Origin of the sequence: Psychrobacillus faecigallinarum, from assembly GCF_014836595.1 — a bacterium.
GTDB classification, from domain to species: Bacteria; Bacillota; Bacilli; order Bacillales_A; family Planococcaceae; genus Psychrobacillus; species Psychrobacillus faecigallinarum.
The window spans coordinates 99,249-118,550 of the sequence record NZ_JACSQO010000001.1 but is presented as its reverse complement, the minus strand read 5'-3'; the positions used below and the strand labels follow the sequence as shown (position 1 = coordinate 118,550).

The following is a 19,302-nucleotide window of genomic DNA, read 5'->3' as shown; positions in this document are numbered from 1 at the left end:
ATGGAAAATGTAATTGAAGTAAAAGGTCTAGCCAAATATTTTTCAAATTTTAAGGCAGTAGAGGATGTTAACTTTCAAGTAAGAAAAGGTGAGATTTTTGGATTTCTTGGCCCAAGTGGTTCAGGGAAAACAACTACTATTAAAATACTAACGGGTCAGTTAGACCCAACAGAGGGGGAAGCGCTTGTTTTTGGTGAAAAAGTATCCAACTTCAAGAACCCTAATGAAAGAAAGCGGTTCGGTGTCCTTACTGATAATAGTGGACTATATAGTAGATTGTCTATTTTCGAAAATTTAAAGCTATATTGCGAGCTATATGATTTGCCAATTTCCAAGGTAGATGAGGCACTAAATTTTGTAAACCTAACGGAGGCACGCAAGAAAAAAATATCTGAACTATCTAAAGGGATGATTCAGCGAGTAGTACTTGCGAGAGCCATTCTTCATGAACCGGAGCTATTGTTCTTAGATGAACCAACCTCTGCTCTAGACCCAGTAAACACATTGCATATTTATAACGGATTACGTGCTTTGAATGAAAAAGGAACAACCATCTTCTTAACAACCCATGATATGCAAGAAGCAGATACGCTTTGTGACCGAGTTGCTTTTTTAAATGAAGGGAAAATTCAATTACTGGATAAACCTAGTGAGCTGAAGAAACAGTTTTCGGATGGAACGATGACAATAGAGCTAACTAATAATGAAACGGTAATACTCAAAAGAGATGAAGCTGGAGCAGATAAGATGTTCCAATTGATGAAGGAGAATCGTATTTCAACTGTACATTCCAATGAACCATCATTAGGTGATATTTTTGTTAAAGTGACTGGAGGAGAATTAATATGACATTTTCATGGAAACGCGTAAACGCAATCTTTCAAAAGGATTTTAAAGAATTTACTAGAAACATAGCAGTCTCAATGGTTATATACTTACCTGTTTTAATGGCCGCTATTTTTAGCAGAATGGGAATGGATCCAATAGTCAATAGTAATTTCACAATAGGCTTTGCTTTTACTATGGTAGGCTCGTACGTTCAATGTTGTTTAATCGCAGAAGAAAAAGAAAAAAATACACTGCGTGGATTAATGCTATCTCCTGCAAATACCTATGAAATTCTTGGTGGAAAAAGTGCATTATCATTCGTTTTAACAATGGTTGTAGCTGTGGCTAGTGTTATGCTTGCTGGGTATACTCCAGCCAACATACCCGTTTTGGGATTAGGATTAGCCCTATGTGCAATATTCTTTATAGGCTTAGGAACGTTATTAGGGCTAATAGCTAAATCCGTAATGGAATCATCAGTAATTGTATTACCAGTTATCTTTTTGTTCTCCACGGGATCAGGAATCCTTAGCTTTAGCGAAAAGTATCCGATTTTTAGTGTAATCGAATATATACCAAACCTTCAGCTGCTTGAAATGGCAACGAAAGTAGATGCTGGAGCTGGATTTGGAGAAATATGGAGTCATTTAGGTATAATCGCTTTATGGTCAGTAGTAATCTATATTATTACAGCTGTCGTTTATAAAAAACAAATGGTAGATTGACGATGATTCATTTTCGCTCTACTCGGTTGCTTTATAGCCTATGATCGATAAAGCCATCACAGTCGAATTCATCCGATTGTGATGGCTTATCTAACTTCAATCTAGCTTTTACGCGTCCTGCTTAAATTTACAGAATAATTGATGTTTTTATTTTAAAGGTAAAGTGTTAATATGAAATTAACTCAATCAATTTAAAATAGTGCTCAATGAAAGGAAAAGTTTGTAATCCCCCAGAACTTCTCCGATCAGCACATCAAAAGGAGGCTACAATTTATGTCTTGTCCAATTTAATCCATAACCTTATTAAATAGAACGAAATTTAATATGGGGGATTGAAATGAAAAAAAATAAAAATTTTCTATTGTTACTGACTGGTCAATCGTTCGCGAATCTAGGGGACGTATTTTATATAGTTAGTGTAATTAGTGTCTTATATAGTTTAACTGGCTCTGCAACAATCTCATCAATTGTGCCTTTTACTATTACTTCAGCAATGTTTGTATCGAGTTTATTTACACCTTTATTTCTTGGGAAATACAAATTGAAGACATTGCTCGTTTGGTCACAAATGGGAAAAACTGTACTATTAATAATACTAGGGATTTTTCTGTTTATGTTTATGCAATCAACCAATTATTGGATTATTTTTGTGCTCATCGCAGGAATAGCACTTCTTGATGGATGTGCTAATCCTATAATGCGGGCTTTTCTACCTCATTATGTTGCAGATGATAAGCTTGTAAAAGCTAATAGCACTGTGGAAACGGTTAACCAGATAATACAAATTGGTGCTTGGTTGTTTGGAGGATTGTTACTTCTTTTATTTAATCCTTTTTGGTTGATCATAATAGTAAGTGGCTTGTTTTTAGTTTCAAGTATTTTGACTTACCTTTTAGACCATGTGAATCACGTAGAAAAAAAGGAAGAGTCTCTTTTCACCCAGCTATCAGTAGGCTGGATAAGTATAATGGATACACCAGTTCTTAGAAAAATTATACTAATTGATATTTTGGAGACAATCGCTGGGACTGTGTGGATAGCAGCTATTCTCTATATATATGTGGAGCAGGCACTGAAAGAAGGAGAGCATTGGTGGGGGTTTATCAATGGAGCGTTTTTTGTAGGATTACTTTTAGGTAGCATTATTTGTATTAAATATTCTCACTTAGCAGATACCTATAAGCACTATTTTATCGGTTTTGGTGCTCTGTTGAGCGGTGTGCTTACTATTTTATTCGGCTCTATAAGCTATCCTTTACTTGCTCTTGTCCTATCAATAGGAATCGGTCTGTTTGGTCAATTAAAAAACATACCACAGCAAACTGTTATTCAAAGAAGTGTGCCCTTAGAAAAATTAGTAACTGTTTATACATCTCTTGGGACGGTGGGTACTGGATTGTTTGGTATATCTTCCTTAGCAGTAGGTGTTGCTGTTGATTTGGTCGGTGTAAGAGTCGTGTTTATTATTTCAGGTGCACTATTACTACTAGTAAGCTTAATAGTTTTGCGGCACAAACGATTGTTTATTTAAGAACGAGTAAAAAGAGCATTAATTTTTCGTTTAAGAAGCTCAGTTATCCGACTGAGCTTTTGGTATTTTATTTAGTATATTTCAGTTATAATTAGTGTAAAATTACACGAGGTGAGCCCATGGATCGTGATTTCTTAATACATATAACTTCTCAAAGTCTTAAGCTTATTAGAGTAGAAAATGACTATACACAAGATAAAATGGCCGAACTCTTAGGCATCTCAAAGAAAACTTTGGTTCAGATAGAAAAGGAAAGGACTTTTGCAAATTGGACGACTACTATCGCAATATGCGCTTTGTTCCGTGATAGTCCTACGCTACAAAATCAAATTGGGGGAGATCCAATGGAGGTCATTGAGCTCACTGCCCATGATGTAATTATAAGACCAAAGGATAAAACGCTTGGCGGCTATATATGGTGGAAAAATGTAGAGGAGAAAAATGGTTTTCGTCTTCAACAAAATGTGCTCAGCAAGCACTTTCGAATAGTGGATGAAGAAAATTACCGTATACTTAGCACCTTTGATGAATTGGTAGCTAGAGAAAAATGGAGTATTATTAGTCAAAAAATATAATGTTGTTCAAACCTCCCTTTTAGTGTAATATTACACTAAAAGGGAGGTTTAGTTATGAGGGAAATAAAAAAATATATCCTGATACTTTTGTATTTAGTTGCGTTGGTGTTTAATTTCATGCCTGCTATTAAATTTCCAGATGGCAATTTAAACTTTTATCATTTAGTTATTTCTATATGTCTTTTGGTAGGGTTATTAATTTACACTGGCAAAAAGATGTTGAGGATTTGGATATTAATAGCTTTTGGAGCATCATTGACTGTATTCGGTATAAATAGTTTGGAAAATCAATTTTTGCATTTTTCCTTTTTAGACGTAATTGCGAATATACAATATCCACTGTATATGTTTTTCGTTATTCCGTTGTTTGGACTAAACAAATTATTGAATTTGAGCTATGGGAGTTTTTCGTTGATCGTTTCTCTAATATATTTAGTCATTCTGGCAAGTAACTATGCCCAATATAAGTGGAAAAAACAAAACGTAGCTTTTATTATTTTAGTTCTTATGTTTTATTGTTTCCCATTTGGATATTATGCAATGTATTTAGACTTTACGAAAGGAACGATGATTGGATACCTAATTATGATTATAGGGACAATAGTTCTTGCCTACATATGTAAGTCGTTTCTCTTTATTTCGGTCCTGCTAATAGGGAATATATTGTCAATTATCAGTTCTTTATATTTTATTCATATGATGAATACGACTGTAGACTGGGGATATTATTTTAAACCATTCCGTCCCTATACTGTATTTTTTATAAGCTTCCTCTTAAACTGTATTCCTCAATGGATTATCAGTAAATCAGTTAAAAGGAGGTCTAAATAAAGACAAAAAAAGGCTGACTTTCTTTAGAGCTATTGGAATCCATGTATTACTAATACAAATTTGAAGTGTCAAATTCTGTTTGATAATAAAATGAATTAATAATTTACAATTTCACCTAGTGATCCATTGCATGTCCACCGCTTTTTTCTTTGCTAGTTGTAAAATTTGAAGTCTAGGGGCATATTTGTTTTCAAGTTGTGTGATAAGCAGCTCGAAAGTTAAGAAATTACTTATAAGATAACCACGTTTTTTCGTTTTGAAAGTCATATTTTCCAAGTGTTTTTACTTTAGAAAGGTACCAAACTGTATATGTATCTGTAGAAGACCAGTACCAGGATGCAAATGGTATCTTTTCCTCCATTAATGTAATACCTACTTCCTCCATTACTTCTCGAACCAAAGCTTCCTCTAAGGTCTCGCTATTTTCAACTCGACCACCAATAGTGGTGATTAGCTGTTCATCTTTGTCCCAAGCAAGCATAATCATACCTTGCTCATTTATGGGGATACAATGAACCCCAGCAATTTGTTTATCGGTTGGTAGAGTATCGATAAAATTTAGCATGAAATTTCCTCCTTCGTTTTTAAAAGTATTCGATAATAATTGTAAAATACCTCTTAAAATAAAATACAGAATAATTAAAAATCTATTATTATATTTACAAATTTTGGTGTATAATTTAGTAGAAAGCCTATTTACAGTTCTCATAAAAGGGGGTCTAAGGTTGAAAAATTTATACGTAATAGTTGCTACTTTACTTGTGGAAACTGCATTAATCTGGGGTGTTTCTATCTTATTAAATTGGAAGATGGTTGATATAATCTTCCTTGGAGGATTAGCTTTATTTGGACTGATTTGGTTTTTTCAACTTAATTCAAATAGACAAAGCAATGCTGAAAATGCACATCTGAAAGGCTGGAATGGGCAGAACGGGGGAGCGATTACTCCGTTTCAGTTTAAGAGTTCTCCAGTAATTATTGGTCTATTACTTTTTATTGTAGTGAGCTTTTGTGTCACAGCATTTACTTATTATCCTTACTTTATTGATTAAACGAGACGGGGTCTAATAATGCGGAGGTTAGTTACTGAACCAGAAGATTTATATCTATTGTTAGATAGTCTATTAAGAGAGCCAAAATTATTTTGGAATGGGTTTTATAGTGATCGAAAAAAAGATATTCCTTTCTTTAGTAACGTACCCGATGAAAATTTAGTCGATTATATAGATTGCGGTATATTTAAGCCGGGGAGAGTATTAGAGCTAGGCTGTGGCCCGGGGCGAAATGCTATTTATCTTGCCAAAAAAGGATATGTAGTAGATGCCGTTGATCTTTCGAGGGAAACTATAAACTGGGCTATCGAGCGAGCTAAAATAGAACAAGTAGATATCAATTTTAATTGTCAAAATATTTTTGAACTGAATTTTCAGGAAGGAAGCTATGATATCGTGTATGATTCTGGCTGTTTTCACCATATTGCACCCCATCGACGAATAAGTTATATCCAATTAGTAAAGAAAGCTTTAAAAACAGGTGGTTATTTTGCTATCACATGCTTTGCACCAAATAGTGAGTATGGCGGGTCTACAATTTCAGACATAGAAGTTTATCGAACTCAAAGTTTAAAGGGAGGGCTTGGCTATGATGAAGAGAAATTAAGAGCTATCTTTAAAGACTTTGAGGAAATAGAGATAAGACAAATGAAAGAAAGTGATCAGTCAGTACTAGGCCTGGCTGGTTTTATGACGGCAATTTTTCAAAAGAGATAGTTGGTAAGTAAATTTTTGAGCATTAAAGTGATATAGAGTAAGGAGAGTTTCAATGTCTAAATGGTTAAGACAAATGGTAACAACTAGTCGAGGGGTTTTTGAAGTGTTTATTAAAGGAGAAGGGGAACCAGTTTGCGTTACCCATCTTTACTCAGAGTTCAATGATAGTGGTGACTATTTTGCAGATGTTTTCACAAATACAAACAAAGTATTTCTTGTGAACCTGAGAGATGTGGGTAGCTCGGACAAGCCTAAATTTCCACACGAATTAAGCATGATAGATGCAGTTCTTGATTTAGAAGCAATCCGTCAGGCATTTGGATATGACAAGTGGACCTTTGCAGGACATTCAACAGGAGGGATGCTGGGTTTAATATATGGCATTCATTTTTCCTACTATTTGAAATCTCTTGTAGTAGTTGGATCCTCTGCAAGGGAGTATAGCTCCACCTCTCCTAAATGTATCTATAATGAGGAACACCCAAATTATAAAAGAATGCAAGCCTTAATGGAGCTGTTAAAAAAACCTGATCTTACTAAAGAAGTAAGACTTCAACTCTCAAAAGAGAGGACACAATTTTCTTTGTACCACCCCGAAAGCTATGATGAATTGTTTTCATGTAATATACATAAGAAAATATCTGCAAACAGATTAAACTTCTTTGGAAGAGAGGTTTTAATCTATGATGTGACTCGCCAGCTTTATAAAGTTGAAACTCCTGTACATATTCTTTGTGGACGACATGATGTTCAATGTCCTGTAGAACTTTCTATAGAGATGAAAGAGCTATTGCCGCACGCATCCCTCCATATATTTGAACAGAGTAATCACTATCCATATTTAGAAGAAAAAGAGTTATTTATTCAAACTATTAATGAAGTTTTATAAACGAAAGAAATTTAGTTTAGTATCAATCGTTAAATGATTTATTTTCAATGAAGGAAGGGCATGAGTATATGAGAAGCTATGGAAATGATTTGTTTTCAGGAACAGCTAGATATTATTCACTTTATCGACCACTTTACCCTGATATTCTTATCAGATTTTTAATACATAAATTTGCTTTAGATGGTACAGGACAGATGTTGGATTTAGGGTGCGGTGATGGAAGATTGGCATTAAGATTTGTCGATTGGTTTGAAACGATAGTAGGGGTAGATCAAGAACCAGAGATGATTGAAGAAGCTAGATATCTACAGAAAGAATCTAGACATGACAATATTGAATGGTTTACAGGTAATCTTGAAAAATTTAACGCTCAGCAAAAAAAGACGTTTAAGATGATAACTATTGCAAAAGCTTTTCACTGGATGGAACGAGAAAAAACGCTTGAAATGTTATTTGACATGTCTTCACTAGGGGGAGGGATTGCAATTATCGACCCATGTTCTAAAAAAAATGAACGTTCTTTATGGCAAAACAAAGTGGATGAGGTTATCAAGCATTGGTATGGTTCAGAGCGAAGGGCAGGAAATACAATTTACCAATCCCCTAGTGAGAATTATGAGCAGCTAATTGAACGTTCTAAATTTAAATTGGACAAAGTGGAGCTTCCACCCTATGAACAAAGGTGGAGCATAGATTCTATTATTGGCAATATATATTCTACATCCTATGGAGCAAAACACTTTTTAGGTGACAATGTTCATTTATTTGAAGAACATTTAAAGAAGGAGTTATTGGCAATAGAACCAACTAATACTTTTAAGGAAAATATACATCTATCAGTCATTCTAGCACTTAAACAAGGAGAGTAGGTTGAAAAATGAATATAACTATAGTGGAATTGCCTAATTATGAAGTAGCATATATAAGACGTTTTGGCAGTTATCTTGAACCTAATACACACTGGGGAAGACTAATGGAATGGTCGTTCTCCGAAGGTCTTTTTCCGCCTGCGCAAGATTTCATAGGAATCTCATTAGACAACCCCAGCCTAGTAACCCCAGACAATTGCAGACATGATGCTTGCGTAACTTTACCTAGCAATTTTAAAAAAGGAGAACATAAGGAAATAAAGTACCAAACGTTAGAAGGTGGATTATTTGCCTTATGTTCCTACTACGGAGAACCTCAAAATCTACATATTGCTTATGATCAAGTATACGGTCAGTGGCTTCCAGCAAGTGATTTCGAACCAGATTTTAACCGATCCAATTTGGAATTTAGCCGAAATAACCCTGCAGAAGACTCAAAAAGCTATGCTAACGTAGATCTTTATGTACCTATTAAGGAAAAGTAACTGAACTTCAATGTATACGGTGATTATGATCAATAAGAATCTAATACAGCTTCCTGTTGAACATCTGCTGCATACAATTTTATAGATGTTTAAACAAAACATATAAGTAAGAGGATTTTATAGGAGGGTTAAATGTATGGAAAAACAGATTAAATCATATGAAGAAGCTGTTCTGATAATAGAAGAAATAGGGTTATTACCCCTTGCCCCCTTAATACCCGATTATCCTTCACTTAGTAGTGTAACACCTAAAGATAGCTGGCATTCTGATACGGCATTCGATCCATGGATATGGCGAACAAAATTTTCAACGGATGGAGTAGCAGGATACGGAAAGTTTATTAAGAAAAAATCTGTGCTAATTTCTCGTGAGCTTCTCCCATATTTTAAAAAGGTACTAGGAGAGGTAGCATCAATTGAAAAACGTTTTGCAGATGGAAAATTATCAAGAGAGGCATTAGCAATCTTTCAGTTAATTGAAGACGAACAGGGTATAGATACTAGAGTTTTAAGGAAAAGGGCGGGACTTTCACATAAGGATCAGAAGAAAATATTTGAGAATGCTTTATTAGAACTCCAAGGAACGATGGATATAGTTATAGCAGGAATTCAAGAAAAAAAAGATGAGCATGGAGAGAAAAATGGGTGGAATAGTACTGCATTTGAAACCTATGAAGCATGGACAGAAAGAAACAGTATAAAGAATCTAGAACTTAGTAAAAGGGAAGCTATAGAGTTTTTGATTGCTCATTTTGAAAACAAATGCAATGAGAATGCGATGAAGAAGCTAATGAAAATATTGACATGAGTTTGTCTAGAGCAATATCCATGGGATTTTATAGTACTTAAATCTGAAGAGCAATTGGATTGAAAAATCGATAAAACAATAGAAAGTGGGTAAAAGATGGGTAAAGTTGTAGGCTTTGAGATGAACAGTCAGGAACCAGAAAAGGCTTCGAAATTTTACGCAGAAGTATTTGGATGGAAGGTACATGAACCAAGCTGGGATTATTGGCCGGTCACTACAGATGAAAACACTGAAAGTAATCATCTGCAAGGTGGTATCAGTAAAGGACCTCATGATTATCCACATGGCACTAGAGTTTAAATTGAAGTAAATTCGATAGATCACTCTTTATCCAAAGCTGTTGCAAATGGAGCTATGGTACTGAGAGAAAAAATGGAATTTGATGATTTCTATCTTGCTTATCTTGTTGACCCAACAGGAATCGGTATTTGTTTAATAGAGAATAAATGAAAAATAACAAGAAGGAGCGGCGTGTGCCAGCTCCTTTTTATAATTCATGCTCAACTCCCCTATTCCATACGATTTACTACACCCTCCTTTATTTTTACTACAATCAACGCGTCGTTGACGACAAGAATTTCAAATTTTACGACAATCCGAAATCTGAACTATCCATTAAAATAGTTTGGTCTTTATAACTAATTAGGGATCATTTGTCACTCGGAGCTCCAGCGATTTGGCCTTCCTTATTGCTCACATTGCTAAAAAATGTCTATCTATAACTGAATTGAATTTTGCTTCATACTCTTTTCTGTTCTTCATATAAATTATACATATGTAAAACACCGATCAAATAAAGGTAAGTCATTAACTAGCGTATTACCCTACAATGAAGGGTATAATGAGAACAATAAGTAGAAGATAACTATTAAATGCTAGAGAGGAAAGGAAGATAGGATGTCAGAACAGAGAAAACGAGCTGGATGGAATTTAGACAACAGTTATGCAAGTCTTCCACCAATATTTTATACAATAATAGAACCTAATCCTGTTAGGTCACCAAAGCTAGCTATCTTGAATGAATCGCTTGTAGCTGAGTTAGGATTAGATGCAAATCTTATGAAAAGTGAACAAAGTTTACAAATCCTTGCAGGTAACAAAGCACCTAAAGGTAGCGAGCCTCTTGCTCAGGCATACGCAGGACACCAATTCGGCAATTTTACTATGCTAGGTGATGGACGTGCATTATTGTATGGGGAACAGATAACTCCAAACGGAGTGCGTTTAGATATTCAGCTAAAAGGTTCAGGGAGAACACCTTATTCCCGTGGAGGAGATGGAAGAGCGGGACTAGGCCCAATGCTAAGAGAATATATTATTAGTGAAGCAATGCATGGTCTTGGTATACCGACAACGCGCAGCCTATCTGTTGTAACTACTGGTGAAGCTATTGTTAGAGAGACTAAACAGCCAGGGGCAGTTATGGCGAGAATTGCCAGCAGTCATATTCGAGTTGGTACTTTCCAATTTGCTGCAAATATGGGAGAGTATGAGGATTTGCAGGCATTAGCTGACTACACGATTAACAGGCATTATCCTGAATTGAAGGATAAAGAAAATAAATATTTATTGCTACTTGAGGAGGTAGTAAAACGTCAAGCAACCCTTATTTCTCAATGGCAGCTAGTTGGTTTTATACACGGCGTGATGAATACAGATAATATGAGCATCAGCGGGGAAACAATAGACTACGGACCATGTGCTTTCATGGATACGTATGATATGAAAACAGTTTTTAGCTCGATTGATACTCAAGGTCGCTACGCATACGGAAACCAACCAGGTATTGGTGGTTGGAACTTGGCTAGACTTGCTGAAAGCTTATTGCCCCTTTTACACGAGGAGCAGGAGGAAGCTATTAGGCAAGCACAGGAAGTACTATCCGCATATCCAGAGTATTTCCAAGCAAATTATTTAAATGGTATGAGAGTAAAATTAGGATTATTTAATAAAAAAGAAGAGGATTTATCTCTTATTCATGAGCTTTTAGAACTAATAGAGAAATATAATGCAGACTATACGAACACCTTCCGTGCTCTTACTATGGAGAAACTAGAGGAAAATGAACTTTTCAAATCCGATAAATTTGCTCAGTGGCAAACGAAGTGGTCAGAAAGATTAGAAAAACAACAGGAATCGAAGCATGAATCTATAGAACTGATGAAACAGCATAATCCAACAATAATTCCAAGAAATCATCGCGTAGAGGAGGCCCTAGATGCAGCAGTTGAAAAAGGAGACTATCATGTGATGGAAAAGCTACTAGCAGCGCTTAAAAATCCTTACGATTATTCAGCTGATAACCTGGAATATACAGAACTACCTCCGAAAACTAGCGGCGGATACCAAACCTACTGTGGTACATGATAATAAAAGACTGTATTTCCTTCCTTTAAGCAAATGCCTAAGATGAGAAAGCAGCATTAGTCACCTAGTAATTCTAAATTAATTTCTTATTAAAGCCTACAAACAAGTATTTTGTTTGTAGGTTTTTGGTTTGGTATGCAGTAATTACTTCGTTTATATTTTAGAAAAGGATTTTATTAGTAAATTGAAGGTCTTTAGTATTATTTGTTTCTGATAGGTATTATATATCAACTAACATAGCGACATTTTTAAGACATATCTATCCTATCAAAAACTAATATACTGATAATTGTAATTCTAACGATAAATGAAGGTTTTTAAAAAAGGAGGAAGTGAATGTTCACTTTCCTCCTTTCACTATTTATCTCTTTTTCTTTTTTCCGAGCTCTAAGGCAGCTTTATTTTTCTCGACTATTTTTTCGAACTCTACTTGAACATGCACATGATTATTGTCATTATAAGTGACATCTAGAACCTTACACTTTCGTCCTTTGATTTTTAAATCTTCGTCCACTGCAGGAATAGTTCTTAAGGCTTGAGTTAATACGATTGTGTTATTTTCATGAAAATGTACCGCGAACATGTGCTTTTCCCCTTTTTCCAATAAATTAATTCCAATAGTAGAATCTCTATATTTTATGAAAAAGATAGGAATATAGAACAATAGAAACGGCAAACTTAAACTTGAAGAGAATAGAGTAATAATGATGGAATCGACCGATTAACTCTTTGAGCAAATAATTCCCCGTAACAGTTTAAATATGTCTAACTGTTACGGGGAAGGACACTTTGTGAGGCATCTTTCTTTTAAACCGAATCACTTTTTATATCCTGTAGCTTTTCATAAATTCTTCTTTTTCTGTAAAGCATAGTTCCAGTCTCTGCGATGTCTTGGATCATTCCTTTGTTTGCAAATGCTCCGAAGATGATTCCAGCGATTGGCACCATTTGTAAGAGCTTTTTCCATCCGAATTGATCACGATAAGTGAAAAATACCTCCTGCCATCCTTTTAACTGAGACAACATATTTTCAGATGATTGCTTGTTTTGATGTAGAGCAGATAATTCATTTAAAATGGATTCCTTTCCCACAATATCAGCCGAAGCAAACTGTAGGCACTTAACGATAAAAACACGCTCTTGCTTATCATTTGGATCATAACCATGAATAATCGCAATTTCTTGCAAAGTTTTAAGTGCTGTACCCAGGATCAAAGGAATATCAATCGCTAAAGTAAAAATACCCCCGATCCCAGTTGTTGCACCTTGCAGTGTGGCAAATTTCACTCGTTCCTTTTGGAGATTTTCACTTAATATAATCATATCTTCTAAAGGGATGTTCCTAATATCCTCAATAGATTCTATAGGTTCATATTTAGTGGAAGATTGTATTTTTTTAATCATTGCTTGTTCATTGATTAAGTATTTTCCACCCGTTTGAATATAATTACCTATTTCAGAAACAAGTACGCCAATTTTCTCCTGGATGAAAGCGGGAGTTAACTTGTCAAGAACCTTAAAAGGAAGGCGCCCTATCTTCTCCCAAAACCATAAACCCTTTTGGTCTTTCTCCCAATCTTCAATTTCCTGTATTCGAGAATATAAATATTCTTTCGTTTCCATCTATCACTTCTCCTTTTAATGAATTCCTACTATAACTATAATCTATTGTAACTTTCTTTTCTTAATAAGACGCCCACATTTCTTGAACAGTTACCTGAAAGCAAGATTATTACAGCTTCCAAGAATTGTTACAGGTGCCTGGCACCTGTAACAATTAGCAAATATTATCTTGCAATAATTGTTTACCAATTCTTAATCTTCGTGTTAAACTATCATTTATACTTAGATAACACAAAAATTTGATGTAATGAAGAGTCATTACATCTTAGATTATGCTATTATGTTAAATATCGGGGGGAAAAACATGAAAAATCTTATACATAAGTGGAACCAAGTAAGCCTAGTTAAACAAATTTTACTAGGGATTGTAATAGGCGTGGTTCTAGCTGTCACTATACCTGACGCTGCAAACTGGGTAACTATTTTCGGAACTTTATTTGTAGGTGCTTTGAAGGCTGTTGCACCAATATTAGTTTTATTCTTAGTTATGCATGCTATCTCTTCTCACAAAAGTGGCCAGCAGACTAATATGAAGTCAATTCTTATACTTTATGGAATTGGAACTTTCCTTGCAGCACTAGTTGGTGTAGTTGCTAGCTTTATATTTCCGGTTACTTTAACCCTCACCACAGGAGTTGAGGATGTAACTCCTCCTAGTGATATTGTAGAGGTATTGAAAACTCTATTGTTCAACGTTGTTGATAATCCAGTAAATGCAATTTTAAATGCCAATTATATCGGAATTTTGACTTGGGCTATCTTACTAGGTCTAACTTTAAAGAATGCTGCAGAAACAACAAAGAATGCCATTGCAAACTTTTCTGATGCTATCTCTCAATTAGTTAAATGGGTTATTAAATTAGCTCCACTCGGTATTTTAGGACTTGTTTTTGAGGCAATAGCTACAAATGGTCTTTCTGCTCTAAAGGAATATGGCCAATTAATTATCATATTATTAGGATGTATGTTATTTGTGGCGTTGGTTATTAATCCGCTCATTGTATACATATATGTACGCAAAAATCCTTATCCATTAGTATTCCGAACGTTAAGAGAAAGTGGTATAACTGCTTTCTTCACACGTAGCTCGGCTGCTAATATCCCAGTAAATATGGGGCTTTGTGAAAAGCTAGAATTGGACAAGGATACTTACTCTGTTTCAATTCCATTAGGTGCTACTATTAATATGGCTGGAGCAGCAGTAACTATTTCTGTATTGACACTTGCTGCCGTTCACACTTTAGATATAGAAGTAGATATAGCTACTGCAATAATCCTAAGTGTACTAGCTGCCGTTTCAGCTGCAGGTGCTTCAGGAGTAGCTGGCGGATCTCTTTTACTTATTCCATTAGCTTGTAGTCTATTTGGGATTCCTAACGAAATAGCAATGCAGGTTGTTGGTGTCGGATTCATCATTGGAGTTATTCAAGATTCATGTGAAACAGCGCTAAACTCTTCTTCTGATGTATTGTTCACAGCAACGGCAGAATATGCGAAAGATCGTAAAGAAGGAAAAGAAGTAATTATTCACTCCTAATAAAATAGCACCCCTTCATAAAGAGAAACTTTGTGAAGGGGTGCTTTTTACATATTTCTCAACAAATGAAGGATACTAAAGCAAAAAGGAGATTCCTAAATGTCCGAGTGTCCTCTATGTAACGCATTTAATCATTTAGAGCAATACTGTCCAAAGTGTACCAATCCTTTAGAAGATGCTGGTAAGGAAAGTGATTTTTTTGATCCCTATGCTCATTATAACGATTTAAATACTATAAAGATGGGAGACGGTTATCCAGACACATATAAAGATGACACCTGTCCACATCTTATTATGTGTAATAACTGCGGTTACGATGAGGTAAAATTTGTACAAGGAATATAATAAAGAAGCAGCTGATTTTGAATTTGAAAACAGCTGTTTTATTTTGTTCTATAAAGTACAATATATGTAATAATGAAAAAATTCGTAAGCGAGGTGGAGTTTTGAGTATTGAATCAGAATATTTATTGGCAGTTAAAAAAAGATTTGAAAGTATGAAAGCACTAGGGGACAAAACCTTTAATCAATTATCAGAAGAGGATATACATTGGACTTTAAATGAAGAGTCAAACAGTATTGCAATTATAGGGAAGCATATGAGCGGTAATATGATATCAAGATGGACTGACTTTTTAACCTCTGACGGTGAAAAGCTGAATCGAAATCGAGATAGTGAATTTGAAGATAATAACATAACCAAAAGGAATCTCCAGTCTATGTGGGAGAATGGATGGCATGTATTAATGAAGGCACTAAATGAACTAAAAGAGGAGGATTTATTGAAAATAGTTTATATTCGTGGTGAAGATCACTCCGTTATCGAGGCGATTGAAAGACAGTTAGCACACCAATCCTATCATGTCGGTCAAATAGTCTATATTGGTAAGCTTATTAAAAATAAGGAATGGAAAAACTTAAGTATACCAAAAGGTAAATCAGATGATTACTTACGCCAAATGCTAGAACAAAATGCTAATGAAAAGAGGAGTTATCATTAAAAAAAAGATTCATCACCCATTCATTTATTTTTTCTTCGAGCCGAATACAGTCATTGTTTATAAAATAGAAACTCAAATATATTTAACTGTTTATGATTTAAGAAAGCATGATTGCGATATTTATAAAATTAATGCAGCAATTGACTTTGAATATTTCCATCATGAAAATTATGAACCAGCTATTTCTTATAGCTACTTCATCAATGTGGATCTAATGGTTGAAATAGTAGAAGAGATCAACCTAGTAATACAAGATTATCTTCGCAAGAATTTCCAAAAACCTGAGGGCCCTTATCATATAGTTTGCTTTGAATCTACTGCCGGTTCGCTTAATGTGGGACTTCCAAGGCCAAAGACGGTAATCGCAATTCCGGATAACTTATCGTATGGTCCTTTAGGGAAATTAGATAAAAAAGAAGACAGAAAAATACGTGAAGAATGGCTATATGAAAATATAAATGACGAGCTTGAAGAAGGAATTTATACATGTAAATTCAGTAATTCATTACGCCAAATCGAGGATATTTCAGAGTCAGTACCTATTTATTTATGGTGTGGGAACAATGCAGCTGAACAAATAGGACTTCGATTTATGATGTATTTATTGAGAAAAAAGAAAAATACTATCTATCTATTAGGAGATCAGATAGAAGAGAAAAAAGCTGATATTTCTTTTACGAGTCAAATGGATTCAAAACAAATAAAATCCTTATTTGAGCGAAATAAAGAAAGCCGCCAACTATCCCTAGAAGAACGTTCTTATTACTCGGAGGAATGGTTAAAATTAATCGAAAGAATGGAAGTATTGCGCATTTGGAATGATGGGGAAATATTAGGCGTCCCAGAGAGCTTTTTTGATTCTCTCATCCTGGAAACACTAGAAGGACTACATGCCAAGCAAACGGAAAAAGATTTCATCCCTGTTGGAGAAGTGATTAGAGAGATGTTAATTTCTTCAGAAGCTAAAATCAATTTGTTCTTTTTAGAATATAGAATAAGACAGTTAATTTATAATGGCTCTTTATATATAAAAGGAATTCCTAAATCTATTGACCGATACAAAGTAAAACTTCATTAATGACTTTCAAACAACATTGGCTTTTAAGTCAGGGACTTTTATAAAGGTTTCTAAATATTTGGAAGGGAGTCTTGAAAATGAGAAAGTTCTTTGAGTACAATTGGCACGTAAGAGATGATTGGTTTGAATGGTGTAAGCAATTATCAAAAGAGGAGTTAAATAAGAAACGATGCGGTGGAGTAGAAAGTATTTTACATACCCTTTTTCATATTACAGAAGTAGAATACAGCTGGTTGCGAGGGATTCAGGGAAAAGAAGATATCCAATTTGAATTTTGTAATTACGCAACCTTGGAAAAAGTACAACTAATCTCAGATGAACTGAGAGATGAAAATGCAAAATTTTTATACTCAAACTTTGATATGAATAAGATGGTGAGTGTACCTTGGGATAAAGCAAAGTATACAATTGATGAAATTTTACACCATATTGTCGCACACGAAATACATCATATAGGACAACTTTCAGTTTGGGCAAGAGAACTAAATTTAGCGCCTATTCAAGCTCACTTCATTGGAAGAAGGATCGATATTTTAAGCGAAAATAAATGAAAGTAAATTAAAACAAAATTTACTATATACAATGGAGGAAAAGTAAATGAAGGAACTTTATATAAAGCAAAAGGTATTGAGTCTAAGTGGCAAGTTTACTGTAAAGAATCAGCAGGAGAACGATGTTTACTTCGTGGAGGGCAGCTTTATGCAGATTCCAAAAACTTTCTCCATTATGAATACATCAAGAGATGAAGTCGCGCTCATTACAAAGAAAATGTTCAGCTTCTTACCAAAGTTTTTTGTAGAGGTGAATGGTAGAGAGGTGTTAACGATTAAGAAAGAATGGTCCTTCTTGAAAGCGCGCTATTCTATTGACGCGGCAGGCATTGAGGTACATGGCAACTGGTGGGATATGAACTTTCAGGTGTTAGAGCATGGGGAAGTGGTAGGTAATGTGAACAAGGAGTGGTTCACTTGGGGAGATAGCTACAAGGTTCAAATTCTAAAAGAAGAAATGGAAACTATTATTATTTCGCTTGTTATCGCAATTGATTGTGTGAAGGCTGACGAAGCTGCATCCTCATCAGCCTCCGTTTAAAAATAAGAAGTTATGAATATTAACTAAGATGTATTTTCAGATAATACTAAAAAGAGATTCTTAAAATAATGTAGCTACTCTAAAAAGTACAAAAAAGGCAACAGAGTCTTTACATCAAAAAAAACGTCACAAAACACGATTTTTGCAAATTCACAAGAATCGTATTTTGAGAATTCAACCGGAACTATAATATTGCTTCAATATCCTTTTCCATATCTACTGTATCAGTAGTAGGTTCAAAGCGATGAAGAACATTGCCATTACGGTCTAATAAAAACTTGGTAAAGTTCCATTTAATAGAGTTACCGTGCATATAATGTGGAACCTTTTCATTAATGAGCGAACTTAAGATTCGCGATGATGGATGAAAATTGTTGAATCCTTTAAAGGGCTTAACCGCAGTTAGATAGTTGAAAAGAGGTTCAGCTCCCTCGTCTCTTACTTTTACCTTAGAAAACATAGGGAATTGAACACCATAATTTAACTTACAAAATTGGTTTATATCTTCATTCGTCCCAGGCTCCTGGTTATCAAAGTGATTAGTGGGGAATCCTAATACAACAAATCCTTTATTCTTATATCGATCGTATAATTTCTGAAGATCCTCATATTGATATGTAAAGCCACACTTACTAGCAGTATTGACAATTAATACTACATTCCCTTTAAATTTCTCTAACGAAACTAAGTTACCGCTGATGTCTGGCACTTTAAAATCAAAATCATAGATACTCATCTTTATTCTCTCCCATCTTCTAATAAAATAATGTAATAAGAGTCTTATGAACTAAGTCTTAAGTCTTATATTTTGATTATAGTATACTTTTAACTCTTTTACCAAATAACTGCTTAGTAAATTAATAAATGGTAACTAAATAATAGTTTGAATGAGCTATGCCTAAAGGTATTTGTAAATTTAACAAACTGAGACCATTAATAAATCCAAAAGTGGCGATCACTAAAGAAGGAAATGAAGAACTTTTGGCGTATTTATATAAATTGAGATTTTTTTGCATTAAGTTTTTATTACCATATGGGGTTGGGGTTCGAGAGGGTCTGGATGCGATAGTCTAATGAGTTCCGAGGTTTTGAAAAGAGGTAATTCTTAGTATTTATGCATGATACATACTCAAATACTAGAGGGATATACATTTCTAGTATTTGAGAGGCTGAATTTATAAGTTTTCGTTTTGTTGTTTTATTTCATCGCCAGTCAGAATTATATTGGCTTCCTCAAGCGCCTTATGTTCATCAACAGAGTTCCCAGGCACATTTTTGCCATTGGGAAAGGCAA

Annotated in this window: 23 protein-coding genes; 19 read left to right on the top strand and 4 right to left on the bottom strand. The window is 34.7% G+C overall.

Going from position 1 to position 19,302, the window contains the following annotated elements; translation table 11 throughout:
- The 5 genes from H9650_RS00705 (at position 1) to H9650_RS00685 (ending at position 4,490) form a co-directional block, all read left to right on the top strand.
- Complete coding sequence (locus H9650_RS00705) at positions 1 to 849, top strand: ABC transporter ATP-binding protein (RefSeq protein ID WP_144538126.1); 849 nt, start codon at positions 1 to 3, stop codon at positions 847 to 849.
- A complete protein-coding gene (locus H9650_RS00700; protein ID WP_144538127.1) occupies positions 846 to 1,553 on the top strand; it encodes an ABC transporter permease in 708 nt (235 codons plus the stop codon). Before H9650_RS00705 ends, H9650_RS00700 begins: the two co-directional genes overlap by 4 nt.
- Before the next feature lie 337 nt (positions 1,554 to 1,890).
- The gene (locus H9650_RS00695; protein WP_191696365.1) at positions 1,891 to 3,084 is read left to right on the top strand and encodes an MFS transporter; all 1,194 of its coding nucleotides are present in this window, start codon (positions 1,891 to 1,893) and stop codon (positions 3,082 to 3,084) included.
- Between the two features lie 119 nt (positions 3,085 to 3,203).
- Positions 3,204 to 3,659: a helix-turn-helix transcriptional regulator gene (locus H9650_RS00690; protein ID WP_151110472.1), complete on the top strand. Its 456-nt coding sequence runs from the start codon at positions 3,204 to 3,206 to the stop codon at positions 3,657 to 3,659.
- Between the two features lie 54 nt (positions 3,660 to 3,713).
- Positions 3,714 to 4,490: a hypothetical protein gene (locus H9650_RS00685; RefSeq protein WP_191696364.1), complete on the top strand. Its 777-nt coding sequence runs from the start codon at positions 3,714 to 3,716 to the stop codon at positions 4,488 to 4,490.
- A gap of 226 nt (positions 4,491 to 4,716) precedes the next feature.
- Here the strand turns inward: H9650_RS00685 and H9650_RS00680 are convergent, their stop codons facing one another.
- Positions 4,717 to 5,055 carry an NUDIX hydrolase gene (locus H9650_RS00680; RefSeq protein ID WP_225215851.1) on the bottom strand — a complete coding sequence of 113 codons (339 nt, stop codon included), beginning with the start codon at positions 5,053 to 5,055 and terminating at the stop codon, positions 4,717 to 4,719.
- Between the two features lie 160 nt (positions 5,056 to 5,215).
- Here H9650_RS00680 and H9650_RS00675 point away from each other — a divergent pair, with 160 nt between their 5' ends.
- From H9650_RS00675 to H9650_RS00640, 8 genes are all read left to right on the top strand, one after another.
- Entirely contained in the window at positions 5,216 to 5,542 is a 327-nt protein-coding gene (locus H9650_RS00675; RefSeq protein WP_144538132.1) for a hypothetical protein, read from the top strand.
- Positions 5,543 to 5,560: 18 nt separating this feature from the next.
- Positions 5,561 to 6,259, top strand: coding sequence for a class I SAM-dependent methyltransferase (locus H9650_RS00670; RefSeq protein WP_191696363.1), 699 nt, complete (start codon positions 5,561 to 5,563; stop codon positions 6,257 to 6,259).
- A 52-nt stretch (positions 6,260 to 6,311) separates the two neighbouring features.
- On the top strand, positions 6,312 to 7,148 hold the full coding sequence (locus H9650_RS00665; protein ID WP_191696362.1) for an alpha/beta fold hydrolase: 837 nt from the start codon (positions 6,312 to 6,314) through the stop codon (positions 7,146 to 7,148).
- A gap of 68 nt (positions 7,149 to 7,216) precedes the next feature.
- A complete protein-coding gene (locus H9650_RS00660; protein ID WP_191696361.1) occupies positions 7,217 to 8,017 on the top strand; it encodes a class I SAM-dependent methyltransferase in 801 nt (266 codons plus the stop codon).
- Positions 8,018 to 8,025: 8 nt separating this feature from the next.
- Positions 8,026 to 8,502 (top strand): AraC family transcriptional regulator, encoded by a 477-nt coding sequence (locus H9650_RS00655; protein ID WP_191696360.1) that lies wholly within the window; start codon positions 8,026 to 8,028, stop codon positions 8,500 to 8,502.
- 136 nt (positions 8,503 to 8,638) lie between these two features.
- Positions 8,639 to 9,310 (top strand): AlkZ-related protein, encoded by a 672-nt coding sequence (locus tag H9650_RS00650; protein ID WP_191696359.1) that lies wholly within the window; start codon positions 8,639 to 8,641, stop codon positions 9,308 to 9,310.
- Positions 9,311 to 9,406: 96 nt separating this feature from the next.
- Positions 9,407 to 9,610 carry a VOC family protein gene (locus H9650_RS20725; protein ID WP_318245375.1) on the top strand — a complete coding sequence of 68 codons (204 nt, stop codon included), beginning with the start codon at positions 9,407 to 9,409 and terminating at the stop codon, positions 9,608 to 9,610.
- 597 nt (positions 9,611 to 10,207) lie between these two features.
- The gene (locus H9650_RS00640) at positions 10,208 to 11,677 is read left to right on the top strand and encodes a protein adenylyltransferase SelO (RefSeq protein WP_191696358.1); all 1,470 of its coding nucleotides are present in this window, start codon (positions 10,208 to 10,210) and stop codon (positions 11,675 to 11,677) included.
- A gap of 361 nt (positions 11,678 to 12,038) precedes the next feature.
- Here the strand turns inward: H9650_RS00640 and H9650_RS00635 are convergent, their stop codons facing one another.
- Both H9650_RS00635 and H9650_RS00630 read right to left on the bottom strand, forming a co-directional pair.
- A complete protein-coding gene (locus tag H9650_RS00635; RefSeq protein ID WP_191696357.1) occupies positions 12,039 to 12,260 on the bottom strand; it encodes a hypothetical protein in 222 nt (73 codons plus the stop codon).
- Positions 12,261 to 12,484: 224 nt separating this feature from the next.
- Entirely contained in the window at positions 12,485 to 13,300 is an 816-nt protein-coding gene (locus tag H9650_RS00630; protein ID WP_144538140.1) for an EcsC family protein, read from the bottom strand.
- Between the two features lie 304 nt (positions 13,301 to 13,604).
- On the opposite strand from H9650_RS00630, the gene sstT reads away from it, so the two are divergent.
- The 6 genes from sstT to H9650_RS00600 all read left to right on the top strand — a co-directional run bounded on the left by sstT (position 13,605) and on the right by H9650_RS00600 (position 18,008).
- Entirely contained in the window at positions 13,605 to 14,837 is a 1,233-nt protein-coding gene (sstT, locus tag H9650_RS00625) for a serine/threonine transporter SstT (RefSeq protein ID WP_144538141.1), read from the top strand.
- A gap of 99 nt (positions 14,838 to 14,936) precedes the next feature.
- On the top strand, positions 14,937 to 15,182 hold the full coding sequence (locus H9650_RS00620) for a hypothetical protein (protein WP_151110446.1): 246 nt from the start codon (positions 14,937 to 14,939) through the stop codon (positions 15,180 to 15,182).
- Positions 15,183 to 15,283: 101 nt separating this feature from the next.
- The gene (locus tag H9650_RS00615) at positions 15,284 to 15,838 is read left to right on the top strand and encodes a DUF1572 family protein (RefSeq protein WP_151110444.1); all 555 of its coding nucleotides are present in this window, start codon (positions 15,284 to 15,286) and stop codon (positions 15,836 to 15,838) included.
- Positions 15,816 to 16,916, top strand: coding sequence for a DUF1835 domain-containing protein (locus H9650_RS00610; RefSeq protein WP_191696356.1), 1,101 nt, complete (start codon positions 15,816 to 15,818; stop codon positions 16,914 to 16,916). The genes H9650_RS00615 and H9650_RS00610 overlap by 23 nt, the downstream gene beginning before the upstream one ends.
- Positions 16,917 to 16,993: 77 nt before the next feature.
- The gene (locus tag H9650_RS00605) at positions 16,994 to 17,467 is read left to right on the top strand and encodes a DinB family protein (RefSeq protein WP_191696355.1); all 474 of its coding nucleotides are present in this window, start codon (positions 16,994 to 16,996) and stop codon (positions 17,465 to 17,467) included.
- Positions 17,468 to 17,513: 46 nt separating this feature from the next.
- Positions 17,514 to 18,008 (top strand): LURP-one-related/scramblase family protein, encoded by a 495-nt coding sequence (locus H9650_RS00600; RefSeq protein ID WP_154311068.1) that lies wholly within the window; start codon positions 17,514 to 17,516, stop codon positions 18,006 to 18,008.
- A 184-nt stretch (positions 18,009 to 18,192) separates the two neighbouring features.
- On the opposite strand, the gene H9650_RS00595 is transcribed toward H9650_RS00600, so the two are convergent.
- Complete coding sequence (locus tag H9650_RS00595; protein ID WP_144538147.1) at positions 18,193 to 18,744, bottom strand: glutathione peroxidase; 552 nt, start codon at positions 18,742 to 18,744, stop codon at positions 18,193 to 18,195.
- Positions 18,745 to 19,302: the final 558 nt, after the last annotated feature.

Coding starts and splice junctions, on each gene's coding strand:
- H9650_RS00705 (WP_144538126.1), top strand. CDS start 1: ATGGAAAATGTAATTGAAGTAAAAGGTCTAGCCAAATATTTTTCAAAT.
- H9650_RS00700 (WP_144538127.1), top strand. CDS start 846: ATGACATTTTCATGGAAACGCGTAAACGCAATCTTTCAAAAGGATTTT.
- H9650_RS00695 (WP_191696365.1), top strand. CDS start 1,891: ATGAAAAAAAATAAAAATTTTCTATTGTTACTGACTGGTCAATCGTTC.
- H9650_RS00690 (WP_151110472.1), top strand. CDS start 3,204: ATGGATCGTGATTTCTTAATACATATAACTTCTCAAAGTCTTAAGCTT.
- H9650_RS00685 (WP_191696364.1), top strand. CDS start 3,714: ATGAGGGAAATAAAAAAATATATCCTGATACTTTTGTATTTAGTTGCG.
- H9650_RS00680 (WP_225215851.1), bottom strand. CDS start 5,055: ATGCTAAATTTTATCGATACTCTACCAACCGATAAACAAATTGCTGGG.
- H9650_RS00670 (WP_191696363.1), top strand. CDS start 5,561: ATGCGGAGGTTAGTTACTGAACCAGAAGATTTATATCTATTGTTAGAT.
- H9650_RS00665 (WP_191696362.1), top strand. CDS start 6,312: ATGTCTAAATGGTTAAGACAAATGGTAACAACTAGTCGAGGGGTTTTT.
- H9650_RS00660 (WP_191696361.1), top strand. CDS start 7,217: ATGAGAAGCTATGGAAATGATTTGTTTTCAGGAACAGCTAGATATTAT.
- H9650_RS00655 (WP_191696360.1), top strand. CDS start 8,026: ATGAATATAACTATAGTGGAATTGCCTAATTATGAAGTAGCATATATA.
- H9650_RS00650 (WP_191696359.1), top strand. CDS start 8,639: ATGGAAAAACAGATTAAATCATATGAAGAAGCTGTTCTGATAATAGAA.
- H9650_RS20725 (WP_318245375.1), top strand. CDS start 9,407: ATGGGTAAAGTTGTAGGCTTTGAGATGAACAGTCAGGAACCAGAAAAG.
- H9650_RS00640 (WP_191696358.1), top strand. CDS start 10,208: ATGTCAGAACAGAGAAAACGAGCTGGATGGAATTTAGACAACAGTTAT.
- H9650_RS00635 (WP_191696357.1), bottom strand. CDS start 12,260: ATGTTCGCGGTACATTTTCATGAAAATAACACAATCGTATTAACTCAA.
- H9650_RS00630 (WP_144538140.1), bottom strand. CDS start 13,300: ATGGAAACGAAAGAATATTTATATTCTCGAATACAGGAAATTGAAGAT.
- sstT (WP_144538141.1), top strand. CDS start 13,605: ATGAAAAATCTTATACATAAGTGGAACCAAGTAAGCCTAGTTAAACAA.
- H9650_RS00620 (WP_151110446.1), top strand. CDS start 14,937: ATGTCCGAGTGTCCTCTATGTAACGCATTTAATCATTTAGAGCAATAC.
- H9650_RS00610 (WP_191696356.1), top strand. CDS start 15,816: ATGAAAAGAGGAGTTATCATTAAAAAAAAGATTCATCACCCATTCATT.
- H9650_RS00605 (WP_191696355.1), top strand. CDS start 16,994: ATGAGAAAGTTCTTTGAGTACAATTGGCACGTAAGAGATGATTGGTTT.
- H9650_RS00600 (WP_154311068.1), top strand. CDS start 17,514: ATGAAGGAACTTTATATAAAGCAAAAGGTATTGAGTCTAAGTGGCAAG.
- H9650_RS00595 (WP_144538147.1), bottom strand. CDS start 18,744: ATGAGTATCTATGATTTTGATTTTAAAGTGCCAGACATCAGCGGTAAC.